We start from the raw sequence: 21,309 nt of genomic DNA, 5'->3' as shown, positions 1-21,309 counted from the left end.
AATGAAGGCACGTATCAACCGGTCGGCCGCGGTCGCCGGCGCGTTGGCGGCCCTGGTCGGTGCGGCACCCGCCGCATCAGCGGCCTCGACTCCTGTCACGACCAAGGCCGCCTCCACCTGGCAGCGGTACGACGTGCCGGTGCGGGGACGCGCGAACGTCGTGAGCGTCGCGGCGACCGGCAGGGACAGCGCGTGGGCCGGGGGCTTCCAGGTCGGCGACGGGACCGGCCTCGCTTCCCGCGACCACGTCGGTCCGGCGGACTCCGAGGACGTGGCACACGTCCGGTCGACGGCCGATGACTGTTACGAGGCGACGGCCTTTCCCTCACTGATGCTGCGCTGGGACGGGCGCACGTGGCGGCAGGCGCCGGTGCCCGACCTCGGCCGGATAGAACACGTCAGCGCCTCGGGCCCGGAGGACGCGTGGGCCTCCGCGGACTGCGGCCTTCTTCACTGGGACGGCCGCGGCTGGAGCACCGTACCGTTCGCCCCGACAGGCGCCCAGCAGACCGCCACCGGAGCCGTCAAGGCGGTCGGGCCGGACGAGGCGTGGATGGTCGGCGGGACGTACGACAACCAGACCGGGGTCGAGCACGGCATCGTCCAGCGCTGGGACGGCGACCAGTGGCACGACGTCCCACTGCCCGGCCTCGGCGATCATTTCGCTCTCAAGGGGGTGGACGCCCGAGGATCGAACGACGTGTGGGTCGCGGGCACCGACTACACCGACGACGATCAGCGCCCGGAGCGGCTTCTCCTCCTGCACTGGGACGGCGGCTCCTGGAAGCGGCTGCCCGAACCCGCCACCGACGAGTGGACGAAACGGGTCCAGACCGTTCGCGTCCTGAGCACCGGTGACGTATGGGTGGGCGGCTGGACCAAGTCCACGTTCAGCGGAGACGCGATCCGCAATCCGCTCCTCATGCACTGGAACGGCCGCGCGTGGGCCAGCACACCCACCCCTGCCGGACCCGGTGAGGTGGCCGACCTCTCTGCCGACCTCTCGGCCGACCGCCGACGGCTGACGGCCGTCGGCGACACCTTCTCCCCCGGCGTCTCGGAGTACGCGATGTCCGTGCTGCGGTGGACCGGCGAGCGCTGGACCGCCGACGGGGTACCGGCCACGGGCACCGCGTCACTCTTCGGAGCGGCCGCCGTCCCCGGTGGCGGGACATGGGTCACCGGTGCCGTCGGCGACGCCGACACCATGCGCCCGCTCATCGCCCGTCGAGGCTGATACGGAGAGGTGGGGCCCCGCGTCGCTCGTTGCCCGCGGCGTGGGGCCCCTGAAACATTTCCGCGATGGTCGTCGCCGAGAAGTTACTCGGCGCGACCAGGCTTTACCCCTGGTTGTGCGTCACAGGGTGTTGCCCCAGAACCACATGGACATAGCGTGACTAGACAGATCCGAAATGGAGCGTGCACATGACTGTGACACCACCCATGGAACGGGTCGGTCAGGCGTTCGCAAGGCGTGAGACGGCCGGTCGGATGCTCGCCGAGGACTGCGAGCGAGTGGCGCGGGCCTGCCAGGACATGGCGGTCCGCTTTCATCGTGGCGGCAAGCTCATCGCGTTCGGCAACGGCGGGGCGGGCACGGACGCGGCGCACGTCGCCGTGGAGTTCATGCACCCCGTGATCGTGGGCAAGCGGGCGCTGCCCGCCCTCGCGGTCAGCAACGACGCGGCGGCCATCACGGGGGTGGCCCGCCACGAGGGCTTCTGCGAGGTCTTCGCCCACCAGGTGCGCCAGTGGGGCACGCCGGTGGACATCGTCCTGGGGATCTCCGCCGACGGGCAGTGCGTGGACGTCCTTCGCGGCCTGCAGGCAGGCCATGAGCTGGGGCTGCTCACGGTCGCGCTGACCGGCGGGGACGGCGGCATGCTGGCCGGCAGCCCGGCGGTCGACCACCTGCTGACCGCGCAGAGCGACGACCCGGCGGTCGTCAAGGAGATCCACGTGACGACGTACCACATCCTGTGGGAGCTCGTTCACGTGTTCTTCGAGCAGCCCGGCCTGCTCGGCCCGGAGGTGATCGGGTGACCGAGCGCGGCCCGTGTTCGGAGGAGGTATGCGTCACCTGCTCCGACGAGGCCGTGCCCGTCACGGTGGTGCGCTTGCTCGAGGACGGCCTCGCGGTCGCGGACGTCGGCGGCGGCGCGCATGAGGAGGTCAGCGTCGCGCTGGTCGACGCGGCCGTCGGCGACACGATCCTGGTCCACGCGAAAGAGGCCATCGCGGTGGTCACACGCGCGGAGGCCGGCAGAGGCGCACCTCCGACGAAGGAGGGTCCATGACCGGGAGTGAGCCACCGGAGGGGATGCAGGAGCTGTACCCCTTCCTGTACGCGGGAGAGTCCGAGCTGGAGAACGTCCTGGCGGAGGTCGGCCGGTCGACCGCGGAGAAGGCGAACGAGATCGTCGCCCTGCGGCGGGAGGTCGCCGAGCGGTCGGGGGTGCTGCTCGCCGAGTGCGCCGAGGCGATGGCCAAGCGGTTCGCCATGGGCGGCCGGCTGTTCACGTTCGGCAACGGGGGCAGCAGCACCGACGCCCAGGAGGTCGCCGAGGCGTTCTCGTATCCGCCGCGCGGGCGGGCCCTGCCCGCGCTGTGCCTGACCAATGACGTGGCGGTGCTGACCGCGCTGTCCAACGACGTGAGCTTCGAGGTGGTGTTCGCTCGCCAGCTCGCCGCGCTGGGCGGCACGGGCGACATCGCGCTGGGCCTGTCGACGAGCGGCGGGTCGCCGAACGTCATCCGGGCGGTCGAGGAGGCGGCGCGGCGCGGCATGCTGACGATCGCGCTGGCCGGTTACCAGGGGGGCAGGCTGGCCGAGCTGGAGTCCCTCGACTACCTGTTCGTGATCCCGTCGTCGTCCGTGCACCGCATCCAGGAGGCGCAGACGACCGTCTACCACGTCCTGTGGGAGCTGACGCAGCACGCCCTCGGGGCGCTCTCAGTCCAGGAGGCGACGACATGACGGCGCCGACCGCACCACCGACGGCCGAACCCGAGGCGACGGAGGAACCGGTCGTCCACATCCTGTGGATCAACGCGGGGCTGAGCTGCGACGGCGACTCGGTCGCCCTGACCGCCGCGACGCAGCCCAGCATCGAGGACATCGTGCTCGGCGCGCTGCCCGGGCTGCCCAAGGTCGCCGTGCACTGGCCGCTGATCGACTTCGAGTGCGGGCCGATGCAGGGGGCCGACACGTTCATCGAGTGGTTCTTCAAGGCCGAGCGCGGTGAGCTCGAGCCGTTCGTCCTGGTCGTCGAGGGGTCCATCCCGAACGAGTCGATCAAGCTGGACGGCTACTGGTGCGGCTTCGGCAACAACCCGGAGACCGGCCAGCCGATGACCACCAGCGAGTGGCTGGACCGGCTGGCGCCGAAGGCGACGGCCCTCCTCGCCGCGGGCACCTGCGCGACGTACGGCGGCATCCACGCCATGGCCGGGAATCCGACCGGTGCGATGGGCGTGGCCGACTACCTCGGCTGGGACTGGAAGTCGAAGGCCGGTCTGCCGATCGTGAACGTGCCGGGCTGCCCGGTCCACCCGGACAACCTGGCGGAGACCATCACGTACCTGTTGTACCAGGTCGCCGGGCAGGCGCCGATGATCCCGCTCGACGAGATGCTCCGCCCGACCTGGCTGTTCGGCCAGACCGTCCACGAGGGCTGTGACCGCGCCGGGTACTACGAGCAGGGCCAGTTCACCACCGAGTACGGCTCGCCGAAGTGCCTGGTCAAGATCGGCTGCTGGGGCCCGGTCGTGAAGTGCAACGTGCCCAAGCGCGGCTGGATCAACGGCGTCGGCGGCTGCCCGAACGTCGGCGGCATCTGCATCGCCTGCACGATGCCCGGCTTCCCGGACAAGTTCATGCCGTTCATGGACGAGCCGCCCGGCGCCAGGGTCTCCTCGGGGACCAGCAGCCTGTACGGGAAGGCCATCCGCAGGCTGCGAAAGATCACTCTCGACACCGTCGACAAGGAGCCGAGGTGGCGGCAGAAGGGCCGCGCCCTGCTCACCGGTTACGAGCCGCCCTGGAGGTGATCCCATGACCACCGCACCGCAGCGCGCGAAGCCCGCCGAGCAGCGGGAGCGCAACCTCGTCGAGATGGCGTGGGACCCGATCACCCGCATCGTCGGGAGCCTCGGCATCTACGCCAAGGTCGACTTCGCCAACCGGGAGGTCGCCGAGTGCTACAGCACCTCGTCGATCTTCCGGGGCTACAGCATCTTCATGAAGGGCAAGGACCCGCGCGACGCGCACTTCATCACGAGCCGGATCTGCGGGATCTGCGGCGACAACCACGCCACCTGCTCGGTGTACGCGCAGAACATGGCCTACGACGTGCGCCCGCCGGCCCTCGGCGAGTGGATCATCAACCTCGGCGAGGCCGCCGAGTACATGTTCGACCACAACATCTTCCAGGAGAACCTGGTCGGGGTCGACTACTGCGAGAAGATGATCCGCGAGACCAACCCGGGCGTGCTGGCCCAGGCCGAACGCACCGAGGCTCCGCACGCCGGCGAGCACGGCTACCGCACGATCGCCGACATCATGCGCTCGCTGAACCCTCTCGAAGGGGACTTCTACCGCGAGGCCCTGGCCGTGAGCCGTACGACGCGGGAGATGTTCTGCCTGATGGAGGGCAGGCACGTCCACCCGTCCACGCTGTATCCGGGCGGCGTCGGCACGGTCGCGACGATCCAGCTGTTCACCGACTACCTCACCCGGCTCACCAAGTACGTGGAGTTCATGAAGCGGGTCGTTCCCATGCACGACGACCTGTTCGACTTCATCTACGACGCGATGCCCGGCTATCAGGAGGTGGGCCGGCGGCGGGTGCTGCTCGGCTGCTGGGGGAGCCTGAACGACCCGGAGCACTGCGACTTCCGGTACGAGAACATGTCCGACTGGGGCCGGCGGATGTTCGTCACCCCGGGCGTGATCGTCGACGGGAGCCTGATCACCAACGACCTGGTCGACATCAACCTCGGCATCCGGATCCTGCTCGGCAGCTCGTACTACGACGACTGGGCGGACCAGGAGCCGTTCGTGCGGACCGACCCGCTCGGCAACCCGGTGGACATCAGGCACCCGTGGAACCAGCACACGATCCCGAAGCCGCAGAAGCGCGATTTCAAGAACAAGTACAGCTGGGTGATGTCGCCGCGCTGGTTCGACGGGGAGAACCTGCTGGCGCTCGACACCGGCGGCGGGCCGCTCGCGCGGCTCTGGTCGACGGCGCTGTCCGGGCTGCTGGACATCGGCTACGTCAGGTCGACCGGCCACAGCGTGGTGATCAACCTGCCGAAGACGGCGACGCTGCCGGAGACGACGTTCGAGTGGCGGATCCCGCAGTGGAACGGCGAACCGCTGTCCAACGCGATCGAGCGCAACCGGGCCCGCACCTACTTCCAGGCGTACTCCGCCGCGTGTGCGCTGTACTTCTGCGAGCAGGCCATGAACGAGGTCCGGCAGGGGCACACGCAGACCTGGTCGCCGTTCACCGTGCCGGACGAGGCGATCAGCTGCGGCTTCACCGAGGCCGTCCGCGGCGTCCTGTCCCACCACATGGTGATCAGGGACGGCAAGATCGCCAACTACCACCCGTACCCGCCGACGCCGTGGAACGCCAGCGTCCGCGACTCCTACGGGACGCCGGGACCGTACGAGGACGCGGTGCAGAACACCCCGATCTTCGAGGAGAACCCACCGGAGACGTTCAAGGGCATCGACATCATGCGGACCGTCCGCAGCTTCGACCCGTGCCTGCCCTGCGGCGTGCACATGTACCTCGGCAAGGGCAAGGAGCTGCGCACACTGCACAGTCCACACGCCTTCGGTCCGTTGTGACCGGAGCCGGCAGGTCGCGGAGAGGGGGGCCGACATGCCGGGCACGTACGACGTCCGCGCGACGGGCGACCGGGTGGACGCGCTGCTGGCCGAGCTCGGCCGGCTCGGCGACGCCGCGACCGCGGCGAAGGTCGAGGAGCTGCTGCGCTCCGTGGTCGGCCTGTACGGCGCCGGGCTCGAACGCGTCATGGAGATCGTCACCGAGACGGACGCGGCCGAGACACTGCGCCGGCTCGCCTCGGACGAGCTCGTCTCCGGCCTGCTGGTCCTCCACGACCTGCACCCGCTGACGGCGGAGGAGCGGGTCCGCGCCGCGCTGGACCAGGTGCGCCCGTACCTCGGCCTGCACGACGGCGGTGTGGAGCTGCTCGGCGTCGACGCGGAGGGCGTCGTACGGCTGCGGCTGGAGGGGACGTGCCACGGCTGCCCGTCCTCGCGGGTCACCGTGACCCAGGCCATCGAGCGCGCCATCGCCGGCGCGGCCCCGGAGGTCTCGCGCGTCGACGTCGAGGGCCTGGTCCCCGAGCCGGAGCCCGGGCCCCGGCTGCTCCAGATCGGCCCCCGGCCCCGTACGCCGCCCGGTCCCTGCCCGGTGCCGGAGGAGGCGGTCCGGTGACCTGGGGCGGACTCCGCCGGTTCCGCGAGCCTCCGGCCGCGGACGTGGAGCGCTGCGAGTTGTGCGCCGAGCCCTTCGGCGACGGGCACGGCCACGTCGTGAACCTGGAGTCCCGCGCGCTGCTGTGCACGTGCTCGCCCTGCCACCTGCTGTTCACCCAGGACGGAGCGGGCCGGGGGCGGTTCCGCTCGGTGCCCGACCGTTACCTCCACACCCGGGACTTCCGGATGTCGGCCGCCGACTGGGACGAGCTCCAGATCCCCGTCCGCATGGCCTTCTTCTTCCACAACTCCACGCTCGGCCGGAACGTCGCCTTCTACCCGAGCCCCGGCGGCGCCACCGAGTCGCAGCTCCCCCTCGGCACCTGGGATCGCGTGCTCGCCGCCAACCCGGCGCTCGCCGGCGTACGGCCCGACGTCGAGGCCCTGCTGGTCGACCGGGCCGCCGAGGACCGGTTCGCCTGCTACCTCGTGCCGATCGACGCCTGCTACGAGCTGGTCGGGATCGTACGGCTGCACTGGCGCGGCTTCGCCGGCGGCCAGGAGGCGTGGGAGGCGATCGAGGACTACTTCGCCGCGCTTCGTGGTCGCGCCCGTGAGGTCCTCCCGGAGGAGGCGGGCGATGGATGATCCGCGGTTCCCCTGCGCCCCGGAATTCGCGTGCGTGGGCGCGCAGGCGGACCCGTACGCCGCCGTCCCGACGCTCGTCCTGCGGCTGCGCATCACCGACGACACGCCCGGCGGCGTACACGCCATCGCGCTGCGCTGCCAGATCCGGATCGAGCCCGCGCGGCGGCAGTACACGACGGGCGAGGCGGAGCTGCTCGGCGACCTGTTCGGCCCCGTCGCCCGCTGGCGCGACACGGTCCGGGCGATGCAGCTCGCCACCCTCTCCGTCACGGTTCCGCCGTTCACCGGGAGCACCGACGTCGACGTGCCGGTGCCCTGCGGGTACGACCTCGAGGTCGCCGCGGGCAAGTACTTCGCCTCGCTGGAGGACGGGGAGATCCCGCTGCTGCTGCTGTTCAGCGGCACCGTGTTCTGCCGGACGGAGCACGGTTTCGAGGTCACGCCGGTGCCCTGGGACCGCGAGGCGCGCTACCGGCTGCCCGTGGCGCTGTGGCGCGAGGTGATGGACCTGTACTTCCCCGGCACCGGCTGGCTGCGGCTGCGCCGGGACACCCTGCGGGGTCTCCTGCGCTACAAGTCCGCCCGCGCGCTGGCGACCTGGGACGAGACCGTCGAACGGCTGCTCGAGGAGGCCGGAGACCGATGAGGCGACACGAACCCGCCGACACGCCGCCCCACCCGGCGATGGACCGGGCCCGGCAGGTCGCCGACGCGATCCTCTACGAGGGCTACCTGCTGTACCCGTACCGCGCCTCGGCCACCAAGAACCGCGTGCGCTGGCAGTTCGGCGTGCTCGTGCCGCCCGGTTACCCGGCGACCGCCGAACCGTCGGCGAGCGTGACCGAGTGCCTGCTGACCGCCGACCCGGAGGCCGAACTCCGGGTGCTGCTCCGCTTTCTCCACCTGCGGACCCGGACCGTCGAGGAGGCGGTGGGCGGCCGGTTCCAGCCGGTGACGGGTCTCACCGTCGGCGACGCCACGTACCTGACCTACGAGGACGCGGCGGAACGCGAGGCGGAGGTCGTGCTCCGCCTCGGGGACGTCATCGGCGTCGAACGGACCATCGTGATCGGCGTGTGCGGGGAGCGGGCGACGGAGCCGATCACGGACGCGCGGGGAGAGCAGCGCGGTCACGTCGTCCTGGACCACCTGTCCCTGCGCGCCGCCCTGCGGGTCCGGGCCGAGCGGCTGCCCGGACCGTACGGACTGACCCGGCTCCGCGTCACGGTCGCGAACACGCACGGCTGGGCGGACGCGAGCGCGCCGCGCGAGCAGGCGCTGCGGCGTTCACTGCTCGCCACCCACCTCATCATCGGACTGAGCGGCGGCGACTTCATCTCACTGATCGATCCGCCCGAGTGGGCGGCCCCGGCCGCGGCGGGCTGCCGGAACCGGCACACCTGGCCGGTGCTCGCGGGCGAGCCGGGCGAGCACGACGTCGTGCTGTCCGCGCCGATCATCCTGTACGACCATCCGGCGATCGCGCCGGAGAGCCCAGGGCCGCTGTTCGACTCGACCGAGATCGACGAGCTGCTCAGCCTGCGCACCCTCACCCTCACCGACCGGGAACGGGCGGAGGCGCGGGCGACCGACCCGCGCGCCGCCGAGCTGATCGAACGCGTCGGCGGCCTCCCGCCGGAGCTGATGGAGCGGCTGCACGGCGCCATCCGGCAGGTCACCCGGCCCGAGGCCGCCCCGTCCGAGGGGCAACCGCCCTGGTGGAACCCCGGGGCGGACCGGAGCGTGGCGCCGGAGACCGACAGCGTGGTCGTCTCCGGTGTCCGCGTCGCCCGGGGCAGCCGCGTACGGCTCCGGCCGGGCCGGCGGCGGGCGGACGCGCACGACATGTTCCTGGCGGGGCGCGCGGCCCTGGTCGAGGCCGTCTTCGAGGACGTCGACGGCGTCCGGTACCTCGCGGTGACGCTCGAGGACGACCCCGGCGCCGACCTGGCGCGTGCGCAGGGCAGGTTCCGCTACTTCGCCCCGGACGAGGTGGAGCCCCTGCCCGGCGACGCCGAACCGGGAGATGCCGGACCGGGAGGCGCCGGACCGGGAGGCGGCTCATGACGATCCTGGTCGCGGGCTGCGGCAACATCTTCCTCGGGGACGACGGGTTCGGCAGCGTGGTCGCCCGCCGGCTCACCGGCATGGTCCTGCCCGAGGGCGTGACGGTCACCGACTTCGGCATCGGCGGCATCCACCTCGCGTACGAGCTGACCGGCGGATACGCCGCCACGATCCTGATCGACGCGGTGCCCCGCGGCGGCCCGCCCGGCACGCTCTACGTGCTGCGGCCCGCCCCCGGCGACGTCGCGGACGGCTCCGTCGACGCGCACGACATGACGCCTGAGGCCGTGCTGGCCCTGGCCGCGACGCTGGACGGCACGACCGGACAAGTCCTCCTCGTCGGCTGCGAGCCCGCCGACACCTCCCCCGGCATGGATCTGAGCCCCCCGGTGGCCGATGCGGTCGCCCCGGCCGCCGACCTCGTCCTCGACCTGATCCACGAAGAACTGGTCTCCGACGTGGAGCCCTCGACCGGAAGGAGGGGTGATCAGTGATGAAACGCCTGCTTCTCGGCACCGCGGTGGCGGGAGCGCTGACCGGGCTGACGTTCCTGTTCGTCCAGTCGCTGCCCGACATCAAGCGCTACCTGAAGATCCGGCGAATGTGAGGAGCCCACATGCATGAATTCGGAATCGCTGAGGCGGTCCTGGCGGCCGTGGAGCGGCGCGCGGACGGCCGTCCGGTGCGGCGGGCGCGCGTACGGGCGGGGGTCCTGCTGCGGATCAGCCCGGACGCCCTCGACCAGGCGTTCGCGCTGGCCGCCGACGGGACGGTGGCGGACGGCGCGCACGTGGAGCTGATCGTGGACCCGGTCCGGCTGACCTGCGGCCGGTGCGACCGGACCACGACGTCGGACGGCCTCGTGGCGGTGTGCCCCGCGTGCGGCGGGACCGACCTGGCGATCGAGGGCGGCGACGAGCTCGTCCTCGAGTCAATCGAGTTGGTGGAGGCGGCACATGTGCCTGGGAATTCCCGGCGAGATCGTGCAGATCCTTCCGGATCGGCCTGACCTCGCCAAGGTGGACGTGAGCGGCGTCCGGCGCGCGATCAACATCGGCCTGCTGGACGGCGAGCACCTCGCGCCCGGCGACTGGATCCTCATCCACGTCGGCTTCGCGTTGTCGAAGATCGACGAGGAGGAGGCGAAGGCGGCGCTGGCCTTCCTCGAGGGAATCGGCCAGGCGTACGCCGATGAGATGGCCGCCCTGCGCGACTCGACGATCGAGAAGGGGTGAGCCCCGATGCGCTTCGTGGACGAGTACCGCGACGCGGAGAAGGCGCAGGCCCTGGCCGCGAAGATCGCCTCGCTGTGCGAGCCGGGCCGGCGCTACAAGTTCATGGAGGTGTGCGGCGGCCACACGCACACCATCTACAAGCACGGCTTGGAGGACTACCTGCCCGAGACGATCACGCTGGTGCACGGGCCGGGCTGCCCGGTCTGCGTGATCCCGATGGGCCGGGTGGACGACGCGATCCACATCGCCGAGCAGCCTGACGTGATCATGACCTCGTTCGGCGACATGATGCGGGTGCCGGGCGGCCGCGGTTCGTTCTTCGAGTCGATGGCGGAGGGCTCCGACATCCGCATGGTCTACAGCCCGCTGGACGCCCTCAAGGTCGCCCGGCAGAACCCGGACCGGCGGGTCGTCTTCATGGCCATCGGCTTCGAGACCACCGCGCCGTCGACCGCGATGACCGTGCTGCGCGCCAAGGCCGAGGGGATCGAGAACTTCTCGATCTTCTGCAACCACGTGACGATCATCCCGGCGATCAAGGCGATCCTCGACTCGCCCGACCTGCGCCTGGACGGGTTCATCGGGCCGGGCCACGTCTCGACGATCATCGGCTGCCGGCCGTACGAGTTCATCGCCCGCGACTACGGCAAACCGCTGGTCACGTCCGGGTTCGAGCCGCTGGACGTGCTCCAGTCGATCTACATGATCCTGCTGCAGCTCGCCGAGGGCCGCAGCGAGGTGGAGAACCAGTACTCCCGCGTCGTCCCGTACGACGGCAACCGCCGGGCGCTCATGGCGATCAACGAGGTCATGGAGCTGCGCCCGTACTTCGAGTGGCGTGGCCTGGGCTTCATCTCGCACTCCGCGCTGCGGGTGCGGGAACGGTACGCCGCCTTCGACGCCGAGCGGATCTTCGAGATCCCGGGCAGCCGGGTGGCCGACCCGAAGGCCTGCCAGTGCGGCGAGGTGCTCAAGGGCGTCCTCAAGCCGTGGGAGTGCAAGGTCTTCGGCACCGCGTGCACGCCGGAGACGCCGATCGGCACCTGCATGGTGTCGTCCGAGGGCGCCTGCGCGGCGTACTACAACTACGGCCGGTTCGCCCGCGAGCGGGTGAAGGAGGCGACGACGCGATGAACGACGAGCGGCCGGGAGCGGCCGCACGCGACGAGCGACCGGGCGCGGCCGTACGGGACGAGCGGCCACGGGCGGGGCCCGTACGGGAGGTCCCCGGGGACCGGGAGGCGCAGGTCCTCGAGCGGATCGAGCGGGCCCGGCACCGGAAGGCGCGCGTCCGGGAGGAGTACATCAACCTCAGCCACGGCGCCGGCGGCAAGGCCACGCACAACCTGATCGAGGCGGTGTTCATGGAGGCGTTCCGCAACCCGCTGCTGGAGCCTCTCGAGGACGGCGCGACCGTGAACGGGCTCGCCTTCAGCACCGACTCGTTCGTGGTGACGCCGCTGTTCTTCCCCGGCGGCAACATCGGCGACCTGGCCGTCAACGGCACGGTGAACGACCTGGCGATGTGCGGGGCCCGGCCGCGGCACCTGTCCGCCGGGTTCATCCTCGAAGAGGGCTTCCCGATCGCCGACCTGCGGCGCATCGCCGAGTCGATGGCGACGGCGGCCGAGCGGGCGGGCGTCAACATCGTCACCGGCGACACCAAGGTCGTGCAGCGCGGCAAGGGCGACGGCTGCTACATCAACACGACCGGCATCGGCGTGCTCGACCGTGACGCGACGCTGAGCGTGTCCGCGGCCCGGCCCGGCGACGTCGTGATCGTCTCCGGCCCCATCGGCGAGCACGGCATCACGATCATGCTGGCGCGGGGTGAGCTCGACATCGAGGCCGACCTGACCTCCGACACCGCGCCGCTCAGCGAGCTCACCGGGCCGCTGCTGGACGCCTGCCCCGACGGGCGGGTCCGGTTCCTGCGCGACGCGACCCGAGGCGGCGTCGCGACCATCCTCAACGAGATGGCCGAGGCGTCCAAGGTCTCCGTCGTGCTGGAGGAGAACGCCATCCCGGTCCGCACCGCCGTGCGCGGAGCGTGCGAGCTGCTCGGCATCGACCCGCTGTACGTCGCCTGCGAGGGCCGGATGGTCGCCGTCGTGGCCGAGCCGGCCGCCGACGCGGCGCTCGCCGCCCTGCGCTCCCACCCGCTCGGCGCGGAGGCCGCCGTGATCGGCCGGGTCGGAGCGGACCCGCCGGGGCTGGTCCTGCTGCGGACGGCGTTCGGCGGCACCCGCATCGTCGATGTGCTGGTCGGTGATCCGCTGCCCCGGATCTGCTGACCGTGATGGGAGAAGGGGGGTTCCCCGGTGAAGGAGTCAGAGGGCGCCGACCGCCCGGGCCGGTTCCCCGAGGACGAAGAGCAGCACGGCTCCGCGCCCGACGTCGGCACCGCGAGCGAGGAGACGAGGCAGGCCGGTGACAAGGCCTTCCAGACGCCTCCGCCCGAGCCGCAGTGGCCGGGCCGCGTCCCATCCGAGGAGGAGGAAGAGGGCGTCCCGTCGACCGACATGGACGCGCGGAGCCCGCTGGGCGTCGGCACGAGCGAGAGCGCGCGGGCGGAGGAGATGGCCTCCGGGCGGAACGCCGAACCCGCCGAGGGTGCCGACCGCCCGGCCGGTAAGGCGACGGCCGAGCACGGCACCGGCGTGGGCGCGCACGAGACGGCCGAGGAGGAGAGCCCGCAGCTGCCGCCCGGCGACCAGGCCGGCTGAGGTTCTCACCTGCCGGAAGACCCGGCGATCCCTCTCGTGACCTGAAACGTAGGGTTATCGCGAGAGGAGTGGTGACATGCGCGAGGTTGTGGTCTGTGCACCGGTTCGTACGCCGGTGGGGCGGTTCGGCGGGGCGTTGAAGGACGTCAGCGCGCAGGAGCTCGCGGTGACGGTGATCCGCGCGCTGGTGGAGCGGACCGGCGTCGACCCCCAGGAGATCGGCGACGTCATCCTCGGCAACTGCAACCCGAACGGCGAGGCGCCCGCCATCGGCCGCGTCGCCGCCCTGGACGCGGGTCTGCCGGTCGAGGTCGCCGGCGTGCAGGTGGACCGGCGGTGCGGATCCGGGCTGCAGGCCATCGTCAACGCGGTGATGCAGGTCGCGACCGGCGTGAGCGACATGGTCATCGCCGGCGGCACGGAGAGCATGAGCGGCGTCGAGTACTACGCCACCGACCTGCGCTGGGGCCGTCCCGGCCCGGAGATCAAGCTGACCGACCGGCTGGCCCGCGCCCGTGTCACGGCGGGCGGGGAGCAGTATCCCGTGCCGGGCGGCATGCTGGAGACCGCCGAGAACGTCCGCGAACGCTACGGGATCGGCCGTACGGAGCAGGACGAGCTGGCGCTGCGCTCCCACGAGCGGGCGGTGCGCGCGCAGGACAAGGGGCTGTTCGCCGACGAGATCGTGCCCGTGGAGGTCCGCGACCGTAAGGGCGTGCAGGTCGTCGACCGGGATGAGCACCCCCGCGCCGACACGACCCTCGACCGGCTCGCCACGCTGAAGCCGGTCATGCGCGTCGACGGCGCGACCGTCACGGCGGGCAACTCCAGCGGCCAGAACGACGGCGCCGCCGTCTGCCTCGTCACGACGCGGGAGCGGGCCACCGCGCTCGGCCTGACCCCCCAGGCCCGGCTGGTCTCCTGGGCCGTCGCCGGCGTGCCCCCGCACCTGATGGGGCTGGGCCCCGTGCCCGCGACCGAGAAGGCCCTCGGCCGCGCCGGGCTGAGCCTCGACGACATGGACCTGATCGAGCTGAACGAGGCCTTCGCAGCGCAGGTGCTCGGCGTCCTGCGCGAGTGGGACCTGGACGAGGCCGACCTCGAGAAGCTGAACGTCAACGGCTCGGGCATCTCCCTCGGCCACCCGGTCGGCGCGACCGGCGCCCGCATCCTCGCCACCCTGCTGTACGAACTGCGCCGCCGCGACGCCCGCTACGGCCTGGAGACCATGTGCATCGGCGGCGGCCAGGGCCTCGCCGCCGTCTTCGAACGCATCGCCTAACGGATCTCGCAGCGCTTGATCAGCTCGTACAACGGCCAACGGGGTGCGGCCTCTGCGCACAAGGCCGCACCCCGCTCTGTGCCTCCAGCACCGCACGCGTGAGGTCATCCGCATCGGCCGCCTCCACCAGCCGCCATCCGCCCGAAATTCGCACCAACGCCCACCAGGACCGGGTGCACCAGCCGAACCAGAACACCAGGCCCGGGAACCGTCGCGAGATCACCCACGCAGGATCCGGGTCCATGACGAGACGCTGTGGGATCGGGTGTGACGCGCCCACAAGTGGTGACCCGGTCATGCCGGGCCGTCCCCGGCACGCGCCTTGAGGTAGTCGGCGATACGGCCGGCCGCTCCGACCACGTCCTCGGCGGTGTGCCTGTCGTAGTCGTCGCGGCGCCACACGAACGCCCCATCGACCACCTCGACCGACACCCGCGACGCCGTCAGAGTTAAGCGCACCGTCACCGCCGGCCGCGCATCGCTCATCTCGACCCGGATCCCGCGCTTGGCCAGCTCCCGGCATAGATAAACCAGCCGGTCCACCTTCTGAGCATGGTTCAGTCCGGCGGGGATCTCCTCCTGCGATGCTTCTTGAGCTGTCATGGAGTCGATGGAACTCCGCGAGGCGGTGTGGACGGCAGATGACATCCGATGGCATGTGGTGGGAGGTACGGCATGCCCGCAGCGATAACGATCACAGGCACCCGCACGACGGAACACCGGCCGCTCGGAGAGTACGACGCGGTATTCGCTGAGTACCTTGCGCCATTCGCCGACGGGGCGACGCACTTCTACATCGGAGGTGCCATCGGCATTGATTCCCTTGCCCTTCTCTGGCTTGCGACCAAGGCAAGATCGAAGATCACTGTGGTGACTCCCGGCACGCTCGCCGATCAGCCCTTTGAAGCGCGCCAGGCGATAGCGACTGCGCAGGACAAGGGACGGCTCAGCGAGTTGATCGAACTACGACACCCGGGTCATCCATCGACCGAGGCTTACCACTTTCGGAATCGTTGGATGGTGGACCGCAGTGAGTTCGTGATCGCCTTTCCACGCAACGTGGATCAGACGAGGGGAACCTGGTATACGGCGAACTACGCCGCTGAACAGAGGAAGCCTCACCTCATTGTGCCTGTGTAACCCAGTTATGTGTTGTACTGATTCCGTGATGCCAGAAGAGAAGATGCGAGCAGCCCAGCGCTTGCGCGTCTTGCGTGTGGGCAGGGGCTGGTCTCTGCTGGACGAGGCTCGCGCGTTCCTCGGCCTGCTTACTCGGCGGTGGCGCACAGGTCCACGATCTCGGTGTACGTGCCCGTGGCCACGATGACGGAGCCGCCATCGGGGGTCGACCACACCGCCAGCTTGAGGGGCCGAAACGCCCTTGACGCCGAAGCTGTCCAGCGCTTCGCGCACGCAGTTCCGCATGTACTCGCGTGCTCCCGCGTCCGCCTTGTATGCCTCCAGCACGTCGAGCGGGATCGGGGCGCTCGCCTTGAGCTCGACCTTCATGGTGGCGTAGGTGACCTCGATCTCGAGCATTGGCTGTCTCCTGATTGGATGAGGACGACGTGGCTTACCGCGCCGTCTTTGATCTGGTTTAGTCCCTTACGCCGGAAACCGTCCGGAGCGCGAAGGAGCGCGCAAGTTGGTCAGTGGAGGCGGTGGCGGTCGATGAGTTGCTTGACGATGACGTTGCGCTGGATCTCGTTGGTGCCCTCGCCGACGATCATGAGCGGGGCATCGCGGAAGTAGCGTTCGACGTCGAACTCCGCCGAGTAGCCCGCCGCGCCGCCTTCCGCAGCAGATCCGGCTCACCCGCCCGGCGCCCGTGCTGATGTCTTTGGCTGGCCGCTGACCTCGCCACTTCCCTGCGGTGGTCAGCGTCCTCCATAACGAGAAGAAGAGGCCCCGGGGAGCTGAGAGTGCTCCCCGGGGCCTTGGTCTGCTTGTCAGAGCGCCAGGTGGCCGAGGCTACCGGAGCGTCAGCTGGCTACGCTCAGCCCCGCGCCCCCCTCACCTGCTCCTTGATCTCGGCGACGGTCTGTCCTGCGTTGACCGTCGTGATCGTGTGGCTGTTGCCGTTGCCGCCGGCCTGGACATCGACCTGCCCAGACTCCTGCGCTGCGTACCAGAGAACCGACGCGTTCGCATCATCGTCACCCGGCTGGTCGAAGCGCTTCGCGTTACCGGACATTTCAGGTTCCTCTCGGTTGTCTCGTCGGGTGGCGTCCGTGCTGCCACCCCTATGAACGATCGTTCCAGGAGCACCGTCGGCGTCAACAGCGACTCGTAATCGGTTGAGAAGGTCAGGGGAGGCGGTGGCGGTCGATGAGTTGCTTGACGATGACGTTGCGCTGGATCTCGTTGGTGCCCTCGCCGACGATCATGAGCGGGGCGTCGCGGAAGTAGCGCTCGACGTCGAATTCCGTCGAGTAGCCGGCCGCGCCGTGGATGCGGACGGCGTCGAGGGCGATGCGCATCGCGGCCTCCGACGCGTACAGCTTGGCCATGCCGGCCTCGAGGTCGCAGCGTTCGCCGCCGTCCAGGCGGTCGGCGGCGTCGAGCGTGAGCAACTGCGCGGCCCGCAGCCGGGTCGCCATGTCGGCCAGGTAGTTGCCGATCGACTGGTGCTGCCAGATCGGCCGGCCGAACGCCTCGCGCTCCTGGGCGTACCGCAGGGAGTCCTCCAGCGCGGCGCGTCCGACGCCGAGCGCCCGTGCGGCCACCTGGATGCGGCCGACCTCCAGGCCCCGCATCATCTGCGCGAATCCGCTGCCCTCCACGCCACCGAGCACGGCGTCGAGGGGCGCGCGGTGGTCGTCGAAGGCCAGCTCACAGCTCTCGACGCCCTTGTACCCGAGCTTGGGCAGGTCGCGGGAGACGGTCAGGCCGGGTCCGGGTTCGACGAGCAGGATGCTGATGCCGCGGTGTCGTGGCGTCGCCTCGGGGTCGGTCTTGCAGAGCAGGGCGATGAGGCCCGCCCGGCGCGCGTTGGTGATCCAGATCTTCGCGCCGTTGACGACGTAGTGATCGCCGTCCCGCCGGGCGGTGGTCGTGATCGCCTGGAGGTCGGAGCCGCCGGACGGCTCGGTGAGCGCCATCGTGGCCCGCAGCTCACCGGTCGCCATGCGGGGCAGGTAGCGGCGCTTCTGCTCCTCGGTGCCGAAGACGCCGATCAGGTGCGAGACGACCGTGTGACCGCCGAAGGCCCCGGCCAGGCTCATCCAGCCGCGGGCCAGCTCCTCGGTGACGAGGACGTAGCACCGCTTGGAAACGGCGACCTCGCCGTACGGTTCGGGCACGGCCAGCCCGAAGACGCCCAGCTCCTTCATCCGCTCGATGAGGCGCTCGGGATAGGTGTTCGCGTGCTCGAGGTCGCGGACGACCGGGCGTACCTCCCGGTCGACGAAGTCGGCGACGACCTCGACGATGGCGCGTTCTTCCTCGGTCAGCTCGGGCACGGTCATGCCTCCTCGGTCTCCCACCGTAGCGGCGTGCGAGCATGACGGCGGAAGTCGCCCGAGTCGAGGAGGATCCGTGGGGCTGCTGGAGGGACGGAGCGCCGTGATCACCGGCGCGGCACAGGGCATCGGGCTGGCCACGGCGCGGGTGTTCGCCGCGAACGGCGCGCGCGTGATGATCGGCGATCGTGACCTGGACGCCGCGCGGGCGGCGGCCAAGGAGGTCGGCGGGGTCGCCGTGGCGTGCGACGTCACCTCGGCCGCCGAGGTGTCGGCGCTGGTCGATCGGTGCGTGACGGAGCACGGCGGGCTGGACGTCATGGTGAACAACGCGGGCATCACCCGGGATGCCACCATGCGCAAGATGACGGAGGAGGACTTCGGCGCCGTGATCGACGTCCACCTCAAGGGCACCTGGCACGGCACCCGCGCCGCCTCGCTCGTCATGCGGGAGCAGCGCCGGGGTGCGATCGTGAACGTCTCCTCGATCTCCGGGAAGGTCGGGATGGCCGGCCAGACCAACTACAGCGCCGCCAAGGCGGGCATCGTCGGCATGACCAAGGCCGCCGCCAAGGAGCTCGCCTACCTGGGCGTACGCGTCAACGCGGTCCAGCCCGGGCTGATCAGGACGGCGATGACGGAGGCGATGCGCGAGGACGTCTGGGCGGGAAAGATGCGGGAGATCCCGATGGGGCGGGCGGGAGAGCCCGAGGAGGTGGCGAACGTCGTGCTGTTCCTCGCCTCGGACCTGTCGAGCTACATGACGGGCGCCGTCCTGGAGATCGCCGGGGGACGGTTCATGTGACCTCCAGGGAGTGCAAAGCCGTTTTGACGGTGACTCTGCGTTAACGACCATTCAGATGGCTAGACTCTTGTTTGCGCGTAGCCGCAGCTTCTGCCGTGGTCTGGCCGGTCAGGAGCCGCTGGGAGGCTCCGATGAACGCCCTGAACTCCGATCGAGTCGGGTCTCGACCGCACAGGCCGCGCCTGCCGGCCGAGCTGACCAGTTTCGTGGGACGTCGGCACGAGGTGGCCGAGGTCAAACGACTCCTGTCGGTCTCCCGGCTCGTCACGCTGACCGGGGTCGGCGGGGTCGGCAAGACCCGGCTGGCCCTCCGCGTGGGCATGCTGATTCACCGGTCCTTCCCCGACGGTGTGTGGCTGGTCGAGCTCGCCGAGCTGAACAACCGGAACCTGATGCCCGCGGTGTGCGACGCTCTGCGGATCGATGACGTCTCGACCCGGCCCGCCCTCGAGGTGCTGATCGACCACATCCGCGACGCCCATGGCCTGTTGGTCCTGGACAACTGCGAACACCTGCTCCCGGAGTCCGCGTCGCTGGCCGAGACCTTGCTGCACGAGTGCCCTCGCCTGCGGATCCTCGCCACCAGCCGCCAGGCCCTCGGCATCGCCAGCGAACAGACCCTGTCGGTGCCCAGCCTCCCGGTGACCGGCCGCACCCTGACGAGCCCCGACACCGGCGTCGTCGCCGGCGACGCCGTCCGGCTGTTCGCCGAACGCGCCGAGGCGGTCGTGCCCGGCTTCATCGTCACCGAGGACAACCGCGAGACGGTCGAACAGATCTGCCGCCGGCTCGACGCGCTGCCGCTCGCGATCGAGTTGGCGGCGGTACGGCTGCGGGCCCTGTCGGTCACCCAGCTCCTGGCCCGCCTGGACGACCGGTTCCGGCTGCTCACCTCCGGATCGCGCACCGTCCTGCCCCGCCACCAGACCCTGCGCGCCCTGATCGACTGGAGCTACGGCCTGTGCACCGAACCCGAACGCCTCCTGTGGGAACGCGTCTCGGTCTTCTCCGGCGGCCTGGACCTCGAAGCCGCCGAATCCGTCTGCGCCGGCGACGGCATCGCCCGCCAAGACGTCCTCGACCTCGTCATCGGACTCGTCGACAAATCAGTACTGGTCCGCGAGGAACACGCCGGAACCGTCCGCTACCGCCTCCTGGAGACCATCCGCCAGTACGGCCACGAACGCCTCATCGCCTCCGACGGCGAGGCCCGCGTCCAACGACGCCACCGCGACTACTACCGCGACCTTGTGGCCCGGGCGGACCGCGAGTGGTTCGGCCCCGACCAGGTCGCCTGGCTCACCCGCCTGCGGACCGAACATCCCAACCTGCGTGCGGCCCTGGAGTACTCCTTCGCCACACCGGGCCAGAGCGCCGTCGGCCTGGAGATGTCCGCCCGCCTGCGTCATCACTGGGTCGTCAACTACTACCTCACCGAGGGACGCGACTGGCTGGATCGCGGACTCGCCGCGGTGAGGGAGCCGACCGCCGAGCGGGCCGGAGCGCTGTGGGCCGACGCCTGGATGGCCGTCATGCAGGGGCAGAGCGGCCAGGCCATGAGCATGCTGCACGAGGCCAGGACCATCGCCGATCGTCTCGGGTCCCGATCCGTCAAGGCGTACGTCGCGCTGTGCTGCGGGATGATCGCGATGTACGCGGGAGACGCCGACTCGGCGATCCGGTACTACGAGGACGGCGTGGCCGCGCACCGGGCGACCGGGGACCGCGAAGGTCTGGCGCTGGGGCTGATCTGGCTCTCCCTCGCCTGCTCCTTCCGTGGCGATTCCAAGTCCGCCATGGCATACGGGGAGGAGGGGCTGGCCGTCTGTGAGGCGAGCGGCGAGCGCTGGCACAGGGCGTACGTGACCATGGCGCTGGGCGTCGAGAGCCGGCGGCAGGGCGACCTGCGACGCGCGGCGGAGCTGGAGAGGCGCAGCCTGCGGTTCCACCGAGAGCTCGACGACCCGCTGGGGATGGGGGTCGACTTCGAGGTCCTCGCCTGGATCGCCGCCGCCGAAGAGGACCACGAGCGGGCCGCCCGGCTGCTGGGCATCCTGCGGACGACCTGGCGGCTGATCGGCGCACCGCCGTCCGGGTACGGCCACCTGGCGGGCTGTCACGACGAGTGCGTCTCCCGTGTGCGGACGGCCCTGGGCGACCGCGCCTTCGCGGCGGCCTGTGAGGAGGGCGCCGTGATGCCGTTCGGCAAGGCCCTCACCTACGCACTGGGCGAGCGGCTCGCCACGACCGCCGGTCTTGACGGCTCGCTGCTCACCCGCCGCGAGGAGGAGATCGCCCACCTGGTCACGGAGGGCATGAGCAACCGGGACATCGCGGCCAAGTTGGTGATCGCCCAGCGCACCGCCGAGGGCCACGTCGAGCACATCCTGAACAAGCTGGGTTTCAACTCCCGTGCCCAGATCGCGGCCTGGATGGGACAACGGAAAACCTCGAACTGAGACGCCCGAGAAGGCTGGGCAGCGTCCTGGCGACCGGGTCATCCGTCCCGCTGGCGGGCGGATCCGGGGGTCGGGCAGCGTCCTGGCGACCGGGTCATCCGTCCCGCTGGCGGGCGGATCCGGGGGTCGGGCAGCGTCCTGGCGACCGGGTCATCCGTCCCGCTGGCGG

At 70.7% G+C, this 21,309-nt stretch carries 23 protein-coding genes and 1 pseudogene; 20 read left to right on the top strand and 4 right to left on the bottom strand.

The genetic code is table 11. From position 1 onward, the window contains the following. The first annotated feature begins 1 nt into the window (after nucleotide 1). From AB0L00_RS17340 to AB0L00_RS17260, 17 genes are all read left to right on the top strand, one after another. A complete protein-coding gene (locus AB0L00_RS17340; protein WP_364434637.1) occupies nucleotides 2–1,237 on the top strand; it encodes a hypothetical protein in 1,236 nt (411 codons plus the stop codon). 188 nt (nucleotides 1,238–1,425) lie between these two features. Then, the gene (locus AB0L00_RS17335) at nucleotides 1,426–2,043 is read left to right on the top strand and encodes an SIS domain-containing protein (protein ID WP_364434634.1); all 618 of its coding nucleotides are present in this window, start codon (nucleotides 1,426–1,428) and stop codon (nucleotides 2,041–2,043) included. Then, a complete protein-coding gene (locus tag AB0L00_RS17330; protein WP_364434631.1) occupies nucleotides 2,040–2,297 on the top strand; it encodes a HypC/HybG/HupF family hydrogenase formation chaperone in 258 nt (85 codons plus the stop codon). Before AB0L00_RS17335 ends, AB0L00_RS17330 begins: the two co-directional genes overlap by 4 nt. Next, on the top strand, nucleotides 2,294–2,977 hold the full coding sequence (locus AB0L00_RS17325; RefSeq protein ID WP_364434628.1) for an SIS domain-containing protein: 684 nt from the start codon (nucleotides 2,294–2,296) through the stop codon (nucleotides 2,975–2,977). Before AB0L00_RS17330 ends, AB0L00_RS17325 begins: the two co-directional genes overlap by 4 nt. Beyond that, entirely contained in the window at nucleotides 2,974–4,050 is a 1,077-nt protein-coding gene (locus AB0L00_RS17320) for a hydrogenase expression protein HypE (RefSeq protein WP_364434625.1), read from the top strand. Before AB0L00_RS17325 ends, AB0L00_RS17320 begins: the two co-directional genes overlap by 4 nt. Before the next feature lie 4 nt (nucleotides 4,051–4,054). Further along, complete coding sequence (locus AB0L00_RS17315) at nucleotides 4,055–5,860, top strand: nickel-dependent hydrogenase large subunit (RefSeq protein WP_364434622.1); 1,806 nt, start codon at nucleotides 4,055–4,057, stop codon at nucleotides 5,858–5,860. Nucleotides 5,861–5,894: 34 nt separating this feature from the next. After that, nucleotides 5,895–6,476, top strand: a complete 582-nt coding sequence (locus tag AB0L00_RS17310) for a NifU family protein (protein WP_364434619.1) — start codon at nucleotides 5,895–5,897, stop codon at nucleotides 6,474–6,476. Further along, nucleotides 6,473–7,105, top strand: coding sequence for a DUF5947 family protein (locus AB0L00_RS17305; RefSeq protein WP_345350781.1), 633 nt, complete (start codon nucleotides 6,473–6,475; stop codon nucleotides 7,103–7,105). Before AB0L00_RS17310 ends, AB0L00_RS17305 begins: the two co-directional genes overlap by 4 nt. Beyond that, nucleotides 7,098–7,751: a DUF6084 family protein gene (locus tag AB0L00_RS17300; RefSeq protein WP_364434615.1), complete on the top strand. Its 654-nt coding sequence runs from the start codon at nucleotides 7,098–7,100 to the stop codon at nucleotides 7,749–7,751. The genes AB0L00_RS17305 and AB0L00_RS17300 overlap by 8 nt, the downstream gene beginning before the upstream one ends. After that, complete coding sequence (locus tag AB0L00_RS17295) at nucleotides 7,748–9,172, top strand: hypothetical protein (protein WP_364434612.1); 1,425 nt, start codon at nucleotides 7,748–7,750, stop codon at nucleotides 9,170–9,172. Before AB0L00_RS17300 ends, AB0L00_RS17295 begins: the two co-directional genes overlap by 4 nt. Beyond that, complete coding sequence (locus tag AB0L00_RS17290; RefSeq protein WP_364434609.1) at nucleotides 9,169–9,666, top strand: hydrogenase maturation protease; 498 nt, start codon at nucleotides 9,169–9,171, stop codon at nucleotides 9,664–9,666. Before AB0L00_RS17295 ends, AB0L00_RS17290 begins: the two co-directional genes overlap by 4 nt. Nucleotides 9,667–9,788: 122 nt before the next feature. Beyond that, nucleotides 9,789–10,181: a hydrogenase maturation nickel metallochaperone HypA gene (locus AB0L00_RS17285; RefSeq protein ID WP_345350769.1), complete on the top strand. Its 393-nt coding sequence runs from the start codon at nucleotides 9,789–9,791 to the stop codon at nucleotides 10,179–10,181. Further along, the gene (locus AB0L00_RS17280; protein ID WP_345350766.1) at nucleotides 10,129–10,407 is read left to right on the top strand and encodes a HypC/HybG/HupF family hydrogenase formation chaperone; all 279 of its coding nucleotides are present in this window, start codon (nucleotides 10,129–10,131) and stop codon (nucleotides 10,405–10,407) included. Before AB0L00_RS17285 ends, AB0L00_RS17280 begins: the two co-directional genes overlap by 53 nt. A 6-nt stretch (nucleotides 10,408–10,413) precedes the next feature. After that, a complete protein-coding gene (hypD, locus tag AB0L00_RS17275; protein WP_364434605.1) occupies nucleotides 10,414–11,541 on the top strand; it encodes a hydrogenase formation protein HypD in 1,128 nt (375 codons plus the stop codon). After that, complete coding sequence (hypE, locus tag AB0L00_RS17270; protein ID WP_364434602.1) at nucleotides 11,538–12,701, top strand: hydrogenase expression/formation protein HypE; 1,164 nt, start codon at nucleotides 11,538–11,540, stop codon at nucleotides 12,699–12,701. The genes hypD and hypE overlap by 4 nt, the downstream gene beginning before the upstream one ends. 27 nt (nucleotides 12,702–12,728) lie before the next feature. Then, on the top strand, nucleotides 12,729–13,133 hold the full coding sequence (locus AB0L00_RS17265; protein WP_364434599.1) for a hypothetical protein: 405 nt from the start codon (nucleotides 12,729–12,731) through the stop codon (nucleotides 13,131–13,133). Between the two features lie 76 nt (nucleotides 13,134–13,209). Then, complete coding sequence (locus AB0L00_RS17260; protein ID WP_364434596.1) at nucleotides 13,210–14,415, top strand: acetyl-CoA C-acetyltransferase; 1,206 nt, start codon at nucleotides 13,210–13,212, stop codon at nucleotides 14,413–14,415. A 294-nt stretch (nucleotides 14,416–14,709) separates the two neighbouring features. Here AB0L00_RS17260 and AB0L00_RS17255 read toward each other — a convergent pair whose 3' ends face one another. Continuing rightward, nucleotides 14,710–15,018, bottom strand: a complete 309-nt coding sequence (locus AB0L00_RS17255; RefSeq protein WP_364434594.1) for a hypothetical protein — start codon at nucleotides 15,016–15,018, stop codon at nucleotides 14,710–14,712. Nucleotides 15,019–15,090: 72 nt separating this feature from the next. Here AB0L00_RS17255 and AB0L00_RS17250 point away from each other — a divergent pair, with 72 nt between their 5' ends. Next, nucleotides 15,091–15,555 carry a hypothetical protein gene (locus tag AB0L00_RS17250; RefSeq protein ID WP_364434591.1) on the top strand — a complete coding sequence of 155 codons (465 nt, stop codon included), beginning with the start codon at nucleotides 15,091–15,093 and terminating at the stop codon, nucleotides 15,553–15,555. Nucleotides 15,556–16,064: 509 nt separating this feature from the next. Here the strand turns inward: AB0L00_RS17250 and AB0L00_RS17245 are convergent. The 3 genes and pseudogenes from AB0L00_RS17245 to AB0L00_RS17235 all read right to left on the bottom strand — a co-directional run. Further along, nucleotides 16,065–16,196: pseudogene (locus AB0L00_RS17245) on the bottom strand (acyl-CoA dehydrogenase family protein); the annotation flags it as partial. Nucleotides 16,197–16,411: 215 nt separating this feature from the next. After that, nucleotides 16,412–16,609, bottom strand: coding sequence for a hypothetical protein (locus AB0L00_RS17240; protein WP_364434588.1), 198 nt, complete (start codon nucleotides 16,607–16,609; stop codon nucleotides 16,412–16,414). A 112-nt stretch (nucleotides 16,610–16,721) separates the two neighbouring features. Next, a complete protein-coding gene (locus AB0L00_RS17235; protein WP_364434585.1) occupies nucleotides 16,722–17,882 on the bottom strand; it encodes an acyl-CoA dehydrogenase family protein in 1,161 nt (386 codons plus the stop codon). 70 nt (nucleotides 17,883–17,952) lie between these two features. Here AB0L00_RS17235 and fabG point away from each other — a divergent pair, with 70 nt between their 5' ends. Together fabG and AB0L00_RS17225 are read left to right on the top strand one after the other, a co-directional pair. Further along, nucleotides 17,953–18,681 (top strand): 3-oxoacyl-ACP reductase FabG, encoded by a 729-nt coding sequence (gene fabG / locus AB0L00_RS17230; RefSeq protein ID WP_364434582.1) that lies wholly within the window; start codon nucleotides 17,953–17,955, stop codon nucleotides 18,679–18,681. Between the two features lie 206 nt (nucleotides 18,682–18,887). Beyond that, nucleotides 18,888–21,140 carry a LuxR C-terminal-related transcriptional regulator gene (locus AB0L00_RS17225; RefSeq protein WP_364434579.1) on the top strand — a complete coding sequence of 751 codons (2,253 nt, stop codon included), beginning with the start codon at nucleotides 18,888–18,890 and terminating at the stop codon, nucleotides 21,138–21,140. The last annotated feature ends 169 nt before the right edge of the window (nucleotides 21,141–21,309 follow it).

This window comes from Actinoallomurus sp. NPDC052308 (genome assembly GCF_040679195.1).
Lineage (GTDB): Bacteria > Actinomycetota > Actinomycetes > Streptosporangiales > Streptosporangiaceae > Actinoallomurus > Actinoallomurus liliacearum.
This window is presented reverse-complemented; position numbering and strand designations above follow the sequence as displayed.

Coding starts and splice junctions, on each gene's coding strand:
- AB0L00_RS17340 (WP_364434637.1), top strand. CDS start 2: ATGAAGGCACGTATCAACCGGTCGGCCGCGGTCGCCGGCGCGTTGGCG.
- AB0L00_RS17335 (WP_364434634.1), top strand. CDS start 1,426: ATGACTGTGACACCACCCATGGAACGGGTCGGTCAGGCGTTCGCAAGG.
- AB0L00_RS17325 (WP_364434628.1), top strand. CDS start 2,294: ATGACCGGGAGTGAGCCACCGGAGGGGATGCAGGAGCTGTACCCCTTC.
- AB0L00_RS17320 (WP_364434625.1), top strand. CDS start 2,974: ATGACGGCGCCGACCGCACCACCGACGGCCGAACCCGAGGCGACGGAG.
- AB0L00_RS17315 (WP_364434622.1), top strand. CDS start 4,055: ATGACCACCGCACCGCAGCGCGCGAAGCCCGCCGAGCAGCGGGAGCGC.
- AB0L00_RS17310 (WP_364434619.1), top strand. CDS start 5,895: ATGCCGGGCACGTACGACGTCCGCGCGACGGGCGACCGGGTGGACGCG.
- AB0L00_RS17300 (WP_364434615.1), top strand. CDS start 7,098: ATGGATGATCCGCGGTTCCCCTGCGCCCCGGAATTCGCGTGCGTGGGC.
- AB0L00_RS17295 (WP_364434612.1), top strand. CDS start 7,748: ATGAGGCGACACGAACCCGCCGACACGCCGCCCCACCCGGCGATGGAC.
- AB0L00_RS17290 (WP_364434609.1), top strand. CDS start 9,169: ATGACGATCCTGGTCGCGGGCTGCGGCAACATCTTCCTCGGGGACGAC.
- AB0L00_RS17285 (WP_345350769.1), top strand. CDS start 9,789: ATGCATGAATTCGGAATCGCTGAGGCGGTCCTGGCGGCCGTGGAGCGG.
- AB0L00_RS17280 (WP_345350766.1), top strand. CDS start 10,129: ATGTGCCTGGGAATTCCCGGCGAGATCGTGCAGATCCTTCCGGATCGG.
- hypD (WP_364434605.1), top strand. CDS start 10,414: ATGCGCTTCGTGGACGAGTACCGCGACGCGGAGAAGGCGCAGGCCCTG.
- hypE (WP_364434602.1), top strand. CDS start 11,538: ATGAACGACGAGCGGCCGGGAGCGGCCGCACGCGACGAGCGACCGGGC.
- AB0L00_RS17260 (WP_364434596.1), top strand. CDS start 13,210: ATGCGCGAGGTTGTGGTCTGTGCACCGGTTCGTACGCCGGTGGGGCGG.
- AB0L00_RS17255 (WP_364434594.1), bottom strand. CDS start 15,018: ATGACAGCTCAAGAAGCATCGCAGGAGGAGATCCCCGCCGGACTGAAC.
- AB0L00_RS17250 (WP_364434591.1), top strand. CDS start 15,091: ATGCCCGCAGCGATAACGATCACAGGCACCCGCACGACGGAACACCGG.
- AB0L00_RS17240 (WP_364434588.1), bottom strand. CDS start 16,609: ATGTCCGGTAACGCGAAGCGCTTCGACCAGCCGGGTGACGATGATGCG.
- AB0L00_RS17235 (WP_364434585.1), bottom strand. CDS start 17,882: ATGACCGTGCCCGAGCTGACCGAGGAAGAACGCGCCATCGTCGAGGTC.